Annotated in this window: 8 protein-coding genes; 2 read left to right on the top strand and 6 right to left on the bottom strand. The window is 42.3% G+C overall.

Going from position 1 to position 12593, the window contains the following annotated elements; translation table 11 throughout:
- Window positions 1-590 precede the first annotated feature (590 nt).
- The 3 genes from HGH90_RS23475 to HGH90_RS23465 all read right to left on the bottom strand — a co-directional run bounded on the left by HGH90_RS23475 (window position 591) and on the right by HGH90_RS23465 (window position 3099).
- Complete coding sequence (locus HGH90_RS23475) at window positions 591-1103, bottom strand: hypothetical protein (protein ID WP_169192011.1); 513 nt, start codon at window positions 1101-1103, stop codon at window positions 591-593.
- A 59-nt stretch (window positions 1104-1162) separates the two neighbouring features.
- Window positions 1163-2518, bottom strand: a complete 1356-nt coding sequence (locus HGH90_RS23470; RefSeq protein ID WP_169192010.1) for a hypothetical protein — start codon at window positions 2516-2518, stop codon at window positions 1163-1165.
- A 155-nt stretch (window positions 2519-2673) separates the two neighbouring features.
- Window positions 2674-3099 (bottom strand): hypothetical protein, encoded by a 426-nt coding sequence (locus tag HGH90_RS23465; protein ID WP_169192009.1) that lies wholly within the window; start codon window positions 3097-3099, stop codon window positions 2674-2676.
- 177 nt (window positions 3100-3276) lie between these two features.
- Between HGH90_RS23465 and HGH90_RS23460 the strand changes: the two genes are divergently transcribed.
- Window positions 3277-4440, top strand: coding sequence for a cytochrome P450 (locus tag HGH90_RS23460; RefSeq protein WP_169192008.1), 1164 nt, complete (start codon window positions 3277-3279; stop codon window positions 4438-4440).
- Window positions 4441-4567: 127 nt separating this feature from the next.
- A complete protein-coding gene (locus HGH90_RS23455; RefSeq protein WP_169192007.1) occupies window positions 4568-8938 on the top strand; it encodes a hypothetical protein in 4371 nt (1456 codons plus the stop codon).
- 189 nt (window positions 8939-9127) lie between these two features.
- Here HGH90_RS23455 and HGH90_RS23450 read toward each other — a convergent pair whose 3' ends face one another.
- From HGH90_RS23450 to HGH90_RS23440, 3 genes are all read right to left on the bottom strand, one after another.
- The gene (locus HGH90_RS23450; protein WP_169192006.1) at window positions 9128-9598 is read right to left on the bottom strand and encodes a hypothetical protein; all 471 of its coding nucleotides are present in this window, start codon (window positions 9596-9598) and stop codon (window positions 9128-9130) included.
- Between the two features lie 142 nt (window positions 9599-9740).
- Window positions 9741-10712, bottom strand: coding sequence for a terpene synthase family protein (locus tag HGH90_RS23445; RefSeq protein ID WP_169192005.1), 972 nt, complete (start codon window positions 10710-10712; stop codon window positions 9741-9743).
- 75 nt (window positions 10713-10787) lie between these two features.
- Entirely contained in the window at window positions 10788-12551 is a 1764-nt protein-coding gene (locus tag HGH90_RS23440; RefSeq protein ID WP_169192004.1) for a hybrid sensor histidine kinase/response regulator, read from the bottom strand.
- Between the last annotated feature and the right edge of the window lie 42 nt (window positions 12552-12593).

Below are 12593 nucleotides of genomic sequence, written 5' to 3'. Positions count from 1 at the left end.
CGGTTCTTAATGTTTTTCAGCGGGGAGGCCCCAGGAGGAAGCGTAACAAAAAAACCGTTACAGACCAGTGCTGTAACGGTTTTGAGAATTTCTGAGAGATTTCTTAGAACGATTAGTTCTACCTCTCCTGTTGACGAAACTGAACTAAACCCGAACCACTTTCTCATAGACTTAAAAAAACTAGCAGATATATTTAATTGATTTACAAAATATTAAACAACATTAAACAATAATAAAAACCGATTCGATGTTCAATAGTGATACTGGAGATAAAATCCTACAGGACTTCAAATTTTCGTAAATTCTGGAAAACATAATTGGTGCATATGTGCTATCATATTACACCTCCAAACATGAAGACTCTTGCAAAAGCCTTTCCTAAAAACTGAAGGAAAAAGAGCGATCTCGACGAATTAAACAGGGTTTAGAGATGCGAAAGAAAATGGGAAACTGAAAGATAAAATCAGTCCTTTCTAGGTTAAATTTTCGAATTAATTAGTCTTACAGGCACTACAAAATCATAACTACTCCAATAATTAACACGAATTGAATTAATTATTGGAGTAGTTCAACAAAGGAGATAACGCCCCTTAAGTATTGATCTCAAGTTTAGTGAACAGCTTTGGTACACCTAATTGCAAAGGAAATTCTACAACATCAATATCAAATTGATGGCCACAAAACTCAAAACAGAGCTGTCGATGTACATCTACTTCTCCAGGCTCCTGCTCAATAACGGTCTGATCAAAGGTAATTGCTCCATAACTTAGCCTAACAACAGGTGACATAAAATAGTGCTGACCGATAAAAGTTCCTTTTAGAAATGGCCAATTTTTCAGCTGTCCGTCCAGATCTGGCATGATCCACTTAATGTTCTGAAAATAGGTAAAGATGGTCTTATCTCCATGAATTCGCACTGCTTCAATAATCGTTTGCTCCAAACTCTTTTCCTCAGTGATTTTAAAAGGAACCAATAAGACATCCTGTGGAATTCCTTCATGATCTGGATACATAATAATTCCGCTAACAGTTTCTATTTTCTTTTGAAAACGGGAAGCATAGTCATAATAATCGGAAGTACTCATGTTTTCTGAGTCTATCATGATTGAAAATTAATTGAACGTTGTTTGTTTAGTCTCAAAAGTATACCTTTTTATCAAGTTTAATTGCAGGCTGTATATACTCTTGGAACAACTGGCGTTGAGGTATTCAAAGAGCCTTTTGTTCCCGACCTGGCAAGGCCTTTACTGATCAGTCTGATATAATAATCTGTTTTTTCTACCCAAATATCTTGCAATTGCAAGGACGTTAGTCTAGGATTTGCCGAAAACGCTTTACGCATCCTAAATTCCCCATAATTTAGCGCATCTGTTGCCATATTAGCGGCATCCATTCGGGTATAAAGTTGTTTGCCATTGTGATCAAAATAAGGCACTCCAAAATAAATGATAGGGAGAACGACCCTATTGGGAATGTAAATATCTTCCTGCTGGTCAATGTAAATCAGGTTGGCATACGCATTTGAAATGGCCGCTTCCTGCCAAAGATCATTGGTGGTTACCGATACAAATGTAAAGTTTGATGGACAAGTGTAGTTATACTGATCTGTTGTATTAGGTAAGGCCGGAAAATCCCTTGATTTCACGATCCCACTTGTATAGGTCCCTCCCACGCTAGGCAGATGGGTTGGATCTGGATCAATTACATTGGTCGGAGGCGCCGTTAAGCACCTGATTTCCGAATAAGTCATCTGCCAAGCAGGAGTGTATCCTCCGGTATTAGAACCAATTGGCCAGGAATCTGGACAAGTTTCAGGGGTTGGCCCAAGACAATAACCCTCGGCTACTGTAACAGTAACATGGTATCCATCGGATGGACAATAAAACCCCCATGTGCAAACATTATAGCAGATTCTGTCTTGTGGGGCTGCTATACTAGAGGCCCTGGATGCCCTTGGAGTCTTGTTAAGTAAAGAAGCAATTTTTTGAAATTTGCCATTTACCTTTTGAAAAGCAACCTGATAAGAAAGTCCATTTAAATTTTCAACCAGGACATTCTTTATGGTATCGCCTGTTATCACGTTTGGAGCTCTGGCATTGGATCTTTCAGCTGCCGATCCTTGATCAGGGTAAGTTATAGCATTGAAGATATACTTCCCATCCCTTTGATATACGATCAATGCCTTTCGTCCCGCATTTTGCAAAACGTTGTAATAAACGGATGATGAATTCCTTTTTAAACGTGCGTACAGAGGCAAAAAATAGACCGTTTGTGTGTCAGACTTTTCCAGGACTGAAACCTTATCCCAATCCGGGACAAATAATAAATTTAAGGAGTCATTGAAGCGGGTAATGAAGTGTTGTTCCACCTTTTGATGATCAAATTCCAGTTTTAGGGTTTGATTGTGTTCTGTTTCATTGACTGTGGAATCCTTTTGTTCCTTAGTACATGTGGTAAACAGTAAAAGAAGCAACATACAAATACAGGCCGCTTTTAACTGCTGGGGGAAGAGCGTCATAAAAATTGGGTTAAGGGTTAAAGGGTTACTTTTAAAATAAAATGAATATAATTCAATATGTGATTTCCGGTATATTAAATATTAATGAACTCCAATTGCAGGGGGAAACAATATAATGAGCATTAAATGATCTTATCTTGTAAACCGGATCTTTATTATAAATCCCCAACGCGTAAAGCAATATCAAAAGACAAGCATCCACTTCGGGCATCGTTTAAGGTCTCCTGGTGTTCAAAGGGGAATCTCTCTGCGGCAATATCGAATACAACAAAATTTCTTGGTATGATTCCGTACCATTCAACGGGGAATAAGAACAGGTCGCGTCCTGGACCTAACAATTTATCCATAGCCGGCTGGCATTGCCGATAAAACTCTCCAGGTAAAGAAGAGTACCTTATAAACCCAAATGCTTCCAGGATCTCCGGCTTAGCATTTTCAATGACCATATAGAATTCCTCATCATTCTCAGGGAGCCATTCAAAATCAAGTTTCTTTTGGCGTTCAAAAGGTAAGATGGACTTTGTATCCTCTTTTGATAAATGCAGGTTTAAATATTCAAACCAAGCTTGAATAAATACCACAGTTTAGATAACAAAATCACAGATTTTATGGCTTATAATATTTGTTTTGCTGGAGTCAAATTCATCGTTAAAATTGGAGTTACAAGACAAAAATACCATCTAAATAAAAAATTTCCTCTATAAACACATTTGCTGTATTTTATATTATTCTTTAGCTCAATACAACATTCATCAACCATGAAAACATCCCTAAAAGAGCTCGCCCTATGGCATCGTAGCTTATTAGATAAACCAAACTTTGACCCTGGTTTTACTCCTTATTATAGTAATGTACTACCTGGTGGATGGAACATTACCCGCTATACGGATGTCCAGGAAGTTTTAGCAGATCACAAAAGGTTTTCTTCAGAGTACATTCCAAAAGTCGGTGATAATATTTACACCAGGCAGCTCAACGCAATGGATCCGCCCCAGCATACACGCCTTCGGAATTTCTCCAGTCTGGTATTTTCAGCTTCGGTTGTCCAGAGGTTGGAAGGTTGGATAAGGGAACAATGTATAGAGATTCTATCTCCCTTCATTTCAAAAGGAGAAATGGACTTTGTAAACGATTTTGCGATCCAGTTACCGCACCGCGTTATCAGCAGGTTGGTCGGTGTTGCGGATCACGACGCGGATCAGGTGCGCAAATGGATCATTGCTGTGGCTGGAGACCCTAATGTGACCGGTATTGAAATTTTCGCAAAAAGTATGCAGGAAATGGCCATCTATTTTGGTGAATTGGTCCAGGAAAGGCAGCATCGACCGCAGGATGACCTTATGAGTCATTTAATTTCCGCGGAGATCAAAGGTGAAAAACTTTCCATGGATGATGTAGCAGCCATGTGCGTGGCCATTTTCTTAGGTGGTTATGAAACTACAAAAAGCTCTTTGAGCAATGCCATGTTTGCCTTTTGTGAATACCCTTCTATCCAGCAGCAACTTGCGGCCAATCCCGGCGATATACCTAAAGCTGTCAGCGAGGCACTGCGGTTGGTTTGTCCGGTGATTGGCTTTCCACGTATAGCCACAGAGGATACTGAAGTTTCCGGGTCGCAGATAAAAAAAGGCGATCTGTTAAATGTGATGATCAGTTCAGCGAACCGCGATGAAGCTGTATTTGTACGCCCTGATGAATTTGATCCAACAAGAGGGAACCTGAATCAATCGATGGCGTTTGGTCACGGTATCCATGCCTGTTTGGGTATTCCATTGGCCAAGCTGGAAACCAAAATAGCCTTTGAAACGATTTTTAGCAATATTGGAAATTTAGCATTAAAAGATCCTGGAAAAATCAGCCTGGATAAAAGCAACTTGGTCTATAGCCTTTCTATGTTGCCAGTCACATTTTTAACCATTTAGAGTAGCGGCTTGCTTTGGTGAAAATATTTAAAGTCATGTAGTTAATAATTAATATATTGCTATAATAGATAGACAAAAAATACCAATTGTTGCTTATTACGCGACAGGTAAATGATTATAAATAGTTATGGACTTTAACAATTTCAAAACATACAGTGATAGCCCGCAAAATGCTTTTGAAACTTTTTGCACCCAATTGTTTGAACGGCACCTCCGTAGAAAATATGGAAGTGACCTTGCGAAGTTTCGCGTGGTTAATGGTGCCGGTGGCGATGGAGGTATCGAGGGTTATGGCCAGTTCAAAAACGGCGATATCATTGCAGTTCAAGCGAAATGGTTCCGCACTAGTATGCAAGATTCCCAAATCAAGCAAATAGAAAAATCGATCAACACTGCCCTTGGTCATCGAAAGCGGATTGTCGAATACATAATTTGTGTACCCCGTTCCTTGGGCTCCAGTAAAATGGGCAAGGGCAAGGTTCCGATAACGGATTCGGAAGAGTCACGCGTGGATCAGCTTACAGATAAAGCGCATACGGCACACCCAGGCACGACTTTTACCTGGTGGTTTGAGCAGGATATGCAAAACGAACTACTGGAAATGGATAACGAAGGTATGCACAAGTTCTGGTTTGAACGGGATGTTGTTACACATAACCATCTGATACAGCAGTTTGATCTGGAAAAGGCCGCCTGGATAGACAAACGTTATATCCCTGAGTTACACGGCCCTGGTGTGATCCAGGAGCAAATTGACCAGATACTTTTCAGCAGGGAATATCGCCAGGAATTGCTGGAACAGATTGGGACAACCACGAAAATTTTGAAAAATGGCAGCGCGCTGATCACACGTTTCATTCAAACCCTTGAAAAGGGAAGTGCTATGTTGCCTGAGCTACGAGCCATTCGGACCAATATCGATCAAAATATGACTGCCTTTTTACCTGTGATCAATGCGGTCCAGGAGGGCCTCAATACATTGCCTGACGTGAACCTTCCACCCATGCCGGTGAGTGATGAACTGTTTAATACCCTGAATAACTTTAGGCCGAGTGCTAGACAGCTTGGTCTGCATCGGAGGCTAACTGAACTACTCGATCGGATCATGCATCTCAACCTTGAGGGTATCATGTCAGGCATTCGGGATGACATAGCACAATCCGGCAGACTCTTTTTGGGCAAGCCGGGTACAGGTAAAACCCATGCGGTTTCTAATACAGTGGACAGGCGATTGAACCAGCAGCGCGTTCCGGCCATGATCATAAGGGCCAAAGGTGCCCAGTGCGGTGATTGGACAACTTTGCTACAAAAGGCGCTAGATATTGACAATTGGAACAAGAATGAAATGCTCTCTGCGCTCGAAACTCTTGCAGTCCGCGCAGATTACCTAGCAGCCAAGACGCTGAAACCTGGAGATGAACTTAAATCTGAACCCACAAAGGTCATGATCTGCGTCGATGGAATTGATGAAGATACCTCCCATTGGACAGAATGGTATGAACGGATACGTGAGAGTGTTACTTTGATGAAGCGGTATTCGCGGATACGTTTCGCCTTTACTGCAAGGCCTTACTTTCGGGATGACCCGGAAATGCCGGCGGATGTTTCGTTCCGCATCATTGATATTCCCCATGAAGGAGATATTGCGGTTCATGAGGTGGTTGATCGTTATTTTGAGCACTTTGGTATTACCGTTGAACCCCGGTCACTGATCCGGGGAATCGACAGCCTGTATGCGCTACGGTTGTTCTGTAACCTATACAAAAACCATCACCTAACCGCAGAAGATGAGATACTCACGGCCGAGCATGATTTGCTTGATGAAAAGGTCAAGCGGATGGAGGAAGAATTTCGCCAGGTCAAAAATCCAGGAGTAGCACGCCGCCCGGTAAGAGATGCCATTGGAACAATTTCTGAAGTGTTTTATGAGCATTCGGAGATTTCACATCCCGAACTTTTCAGCCTGTTAAATGATGGCGCTTTAAGCTATCTGGAAAAGGATGAGGTTGAGCGGGTTATTGATTTCCTGGTAAACAATGCGTTTCTAACCAAAAGTGAAATCCCTCTGGGAAAAGGGGCACTGAAAAAGATACAAGTAATCTATACGCTCACCTACCAGTCGATTATGGAGGTGATTATGGCCGAGAAATTTGTTGAGGGCATTATGAGTGAGGAAATTAACGCTATTCCGGAACATTTGCTATTGGGGGGCGGAGTGCCTGCTGCAACACAATCTCCTATGGTAAACCAACGAATCGTTCAGGATATTGTCAATACACTGTTCCATAAGTACGATATGCTGATCGGTCGGGATGGTTTCCTCACTGAGGGAATCCAGCAAGCTACAATTCAGCAGTTACAGACCAATGCATTGATCCATGCCCCGGCTGGAGTTGCGGCATCTTTCAGCGCAAGGGTTGAAGAATTATATTTCAAAGACCACATCAACCGTTACTTAGTATTCAGGAGCCTCATTTATCCTTCTGCGGCCTCTTCGGCTAATTATTTCGGATCGGAGTATCTGCATGAGCTATTGATGAGGCAACCTTCGGCGGTGGAGCGTGATAAGATCTGGCTGGGGATGGACAGAAAGGATATTGCTGGAATCAGCAAGGGAGATAATCAGCAAAATTATAGATATGACCTGCGGCGGGTAATCGACCCCGACGGAGAAGGAGAACTTTATCTTTCTGACCTTGCTCTGCACAATGAATATCCGCTGATGTTTGGCTGGGCGCTGGCGACGCTCGATCAGTCCTTTAGGGAGCGATTGCGCACTGCGCTGACCGGCTGGGCGATCAAACAGCCCAAAGAATTCGTGTTATTGCTCCAAAAATTATTCATCTGTTATGATCCGCAAATACAAGAAGACCTAGCCTCAATTACCTTGGGGGTTGCAACCAAATTAAAAGATAAAACTGGGCTTCAGAAACTAGCAGAATGGGCACTGGTCAATGTTTTCCCAGAAGCTAGCAGCCACCACAACATCATTGTCAAAACAGGGTTCCGTGCTGTCGTTGAAAAAGCCTTTTATGCCGGCGTAATCTCTGATGAACAGGCCACACAGGCAAGACCGCGGCAGCCTGAAGAAATTGAAATTATTCCAATTGATACTGATGCATTGGCCAAGGGCGGTCAGGAAATCTACCCGATTGTCCATGATTTAGCCTGGTATGTGATCAAGCGTGCTTTTGAAGATTTTCTGGATTATGAGTCCGTGAATGACCAGACGGAGCCTGAAGGTGTAGGAGAGGAATTTTTGAAGACCTATCTGGATCAGTTGGGACTTAAACATCTTTCTGCATATTCCTGGACTATTTCGGCTGCTATTGCCTACATGAAAAGCCTGGGCTTTAAACGAAGCGAAAGAGATGGCAACGGTTATACTGATGCAAGTCATGGGGCAAAAAGCAAATTATTTACCCAGGAAGAGAAGTATACCTGGCTTGCTGTGCATTATATCCAAGGGTATCTTTCTGAGTACCTTCCGTTGGAAAAAAACGGGGAGTTTGTGGATGATTACATGAAGATCGTCACCATTGACAACCCGGCCGAATTTCTTCCGGTAGTTCCTCATGAAGAAATGCCTGATATCGAAGATAACTGGATCGTCAAAGAACCACTTGCACCGGAAATGCAGGGGGCTGGAACACCTGACGACCAAGTAAGGCAAGCTGTAGAAAGTGAGCCGGTAGTTGACTTCAACAACTGGATTCATTTCAATGACCGTGAATTGCGCAATGAGGGTACTGACAGAGAATGGCTGGCGCTGTTCAACTATACTTCTGTTCATGATTCCAAAGCCTTTATTAATGCCAGTGTGGATATCCGAGGTGTTCTTATAGATAAATGGCAGTCATCTGCATTGCTAGATATAGTTAAAAATCATGCTAGCAGAAGTTCTTTTGTAGAATATTTAGATCAGATGGTTGGTTCTCCTGATACGGATACTTACAGTAATCCGTCTGATATAGTCTGGATGAAATGGATCGGTGAAAATAGCGATATCCAGGCATATTACCTACCACCACATGGGGAGGAAAAATATATGCAGTACACAGTGACCAGTGTTACAAAAAATACGGTTGAGGACGGTGAAGATGAAATATATATTCCTTCTAAAATAGTCAGGACTATGCTTGGTATCAACGAGATGTCGCAACAATTATTTCTGGATGATGCTGGCCATATCATGGCTATTAACCATATCCTTAGTCTTCCAAATTATGACCAGCAGGAAATGACTCTGGTGCCAAAAAAAGAGTTCTTAGCCAAACTTGATGCTGATGGTAAAGAGATTGTATGGTTCGTGGACCTTCTACGGGAAAAGAATGCTCTTAATAATGCTATTAAAAGTAATGAACACCCTATGAAAAGCCGCAAATACATGGTTTGGTATGAAAATGGCGAGTTGAAATGGGAAAAATTCTGGGATGCCCGTTTTTCTAATGTGCGCGATGATGACCCAAATGCGCTGGAGGAACCAAATGATGATTAAGGCAAAATAGTTTCGTATTGAGAGTTTTCAAATAAGCAAACACTATTTATTTTTCGCCTGAATGAATGACGTTAGTTATATAAATTTCTGCCTTTGTTGCTCAAGTATACCTATTTCTACTTTTGAAAAACATTGCAACTAAAACTTTTAAATCTACAGGAAATAAGAATCGGATAAAAATCGAGTGAATTAGCATACTTGCTGTATCAACTTTCGTGTTTTCCCCATAATAGTGAGTTGAATATAAAGGCTTTTGCCAGAGGGTATACTGAAGGCAAATTGTTCATCAATGCCATATGTCTCAAATTTAAAAGGGAGAATCGTAAAAATTCTTTGATCATCCTCATCCCCGGTTTGGATTCGTTGGCAGACCGCCGTCATCTTTTTTCTCGAAATAAACCTTTGAGTTATTGGCCAGAAAAATAGTTTGGATTTACTTGATAAAAATAGCTCGACGTAGCTAATTGTGATGTTCTTAGTAGAGTTATTTAAAATTGCAATATAATCCGCTGACTGTGGGTTGCCACTGAAATAATAGGTAGTTTCAATTCTTGGTCGGTTCAAGCGCCATGCACGTGTGGCTAATATTGTGGAAACTACAGCGCCATATACACCAATATACTTTTGAAGAAATTCTAGCACAGATAAAATTGCCGCCATATGTAGATCTAATTAGAAAAATAACGTTAAAAAAATGCAGAACTATTTATTATTTCTATTTCATTCACAAAACGCCCTTTATTAAATTCTCTATCTTTCAAATTCTTCGATGCAAACCACAAACATTTTCAGCCCTGAATGATTACTGCGCGCTGATGTAGGAAAAATCATAGCGCTTGGTTTCTGCCGTACTCCAGTCCACATTACCTTTTAAGATCGCGCCTAGTATGCGCACGTATCTGCTGATCGAGTGGTCAAAGGCACCGAAGGAAGGCAATTCTTTGGAGATGGCCATGAATTTGTGCATATCGGTGTCATGCAAAGCCGCCGTTTGATGAATAGCCTGAGGTAAGGAAAGCTTCTTTTCAGCCTGCATGATGAAAACCATGTTGTGCTGGTCACCATGTATAATTTCTTTGCTGAGGCTGAACAGGTCATTGGCCCAGCAAACTGCATTTCTGGCAAGTACGGTCAGCTCCTCGATAGAAGGATGACTCAACAGTTGTTCTGGAAGGTCGATCTGCTCAATAATCGGAATCATATCAGTGCTGATGTGCGCCGCTCCTAGAAACTGTCGCTTATTATAGAATTCACTCACCGTTGGAATACGACCAGACGCCACATTATCAAATTCCCATAACGCAGCCTCAAACATTTTGGCGATACTGAGAATGAAATTATCTTGCCACCTTTTGTTGCTAATGACACAAAGGCGTTTCCATACGTCTAGGGTTGCGGCAAATACGCCGGTCGGTTCTCCATTATACTCCTGAGGCAGGTGAAGGATGTCGAGGGTAGTGGCGATAAAGGCTTCAAACTTTTTGCGAGTGGTAATCAAATCATTTTTTACGATTTGATTATCCATGGCATCATCCATCACAAATAGCAACACATTGATATCATTGGCCAGGCATAGATGCTCCAGGGGAGCAAAGGGATAAAACCGGGCCGTCATAAAACCAAAATTGTCGCCAAGGTATTTCTCATAGCTTTGGCCTGTATGGAGTTCAAACGTTTGTACCCACTGATTGGTATGGTTAGTCACGATGTGAACAAATGGGTTGATGCTGGTTTCAACAGGGCAATAGAGCTGAGGGATCTGTATACTATTCATTTTTTATCGGATAGGTATAAAAGATACAACAATGCCCCGCATTTTTGCAGCATTTATCTAACACCTGCTCAAATGTTAATTTTCCGCAGTTGTAGAATATTGGCTGTGAAGGTATTTTGAAATTTCAGCGACCAATTTTTCCGCGGTGACTGGTTTGACCAGGAATGAATCCGCATGTAAATCATCTTCCAGATCCTTCAACTCGGATGCCGTGATCATGATCACCGGAATATGAGATAGAGATGGGTTCTTACGCAGGCGATCAATCAGTTCGTTTCCATTGGCGCCGGGCATATGGTAATCAACCAGGATCAGTTCTGGTTTGATCGCATTTTCCATAAGCCTAAAGGCCAAGTCCACGTTCTCAGCGACATAGGTCCTGCACCCTACTATCTTTAACAACTTACTGGTCGCTAATAAGCTGGTGGTGTCGTCATCGACCACCAGGACATTACAGCCTAATAAATTACTGCGCTGTTTTTTTTGCGTCGAAGAAATTTGGGCCCAGGCGCCTTTCTGTAAAGGAAAGATTAGACTAAATGTAGTGCCATGCCCTAACTGGCTTTGAACCGTTAGGTCCCCATGAAGGGCCCGGCTAAAGCGTTTGGCAATGGATAGTCCCAAACCTGTTCCTTCAGAATTGGGGGATGCGGTGGTGAAAAAATCGTCAAACACATTATCGAGCTTTTCTGGCGCGATTCCAGGTCCCTGGTCAGTGACGTTGATTTGTATCCCCTCCTCAGTAACAAAAGCGGAAACTGCGATCTCCTTTCCCCTGGGACTAAATTTTATGGCATTGGACAATAGGTTTCTAACGATACGGGTCAAAAGCTTCCGGCTGGATACAATAACATCGGGTATAGCCGGATCAATCTGCACTTTAAACTGGGGTTTACTCATTACCGCGAACTGGTAAGACTCCAGGGTTGTATACAGCCAGCCGTGAAAGGCAAATGGCTCGGGGTCAGGGTTTACAAAGTTTCCGGATTCGATGCTGGCCAGGTCCAGGGAATTGCCCGCCAGATCCATCATATTGGAACCTGCGACATGAATAGCCTTAATTACATTACTGGCCACCAGTATTTCATCTGGGCGCCCCTTTTCCTCCCAACCTTCCATCAGTATGGTGCTAAGGTTTTGTATGGGCTGTACAAAAACCCGGTAGTCATGCGAGGTTTCGTTCAGATATTGGGTTTTAAACTGATTGGCTGTTTTCAAATCCTGTGTGCGTTCTGCGATAATCGCTTCCAGTTCCAGGTTGCTTTTACGCATTTCACGGGTATAAAAATAGATGGCCGCTCCGTTTAAACTGAGCACGGCGAAAAATGAAAAGAAGTAAGATAACTTTTGAGTCAGCTGGTTAAAGGCTACGGGAGTGCTTAAATGCTCGTACCATACGACTTTCAAAGTGATGCCCATCAGAAGGATCAGGATCACCGTTCCCCACTTGTGCGCATTGGAGCGGATCATCAGAAATACAGCACTGCATAGGAAAACAATTAGGGCTTCTATATTGACCACCGGCCCCATGATCGCACCAAAATACAACGCGCTGGCCCCATGCAGGATAAATACTGCGCTTAATGCCAGATCGTGTTTGCCAATTCGATTGAGCCGAATGACTCCTAAAAACAAACTGAGTTCAATCACGCCAGGCAAGCAAATCACAAGACTGTGTGCAGAAAACCACAAAACCGTCGTAATGATGGTACAAAGCAAGGCTGTGATCAGAGAAATTTTGTTGACGATAACGATGAGCCGCTTTTTTTCAAGGGTTAGCGCCGAATCAGTGCCGGCAGTGATTAAACGTAGAACAATGTTTTTTACAGTGTAGGACATAAATGGTACTGGGTTTAAATGAGCGTGTCCTGACTATTGAGG

It is taken from the genome of Chitinophaga sp. Ak27 (assembly GCF_012726295.1).
GTDB lineage: Bacteria > Bacteroidota > Bacteroidia > Chitinophagales > Chitinophagaceae > Chitinophaga.
This window is presented reverse-complemented; position numbering and strand designations above follow the sequence as displayed.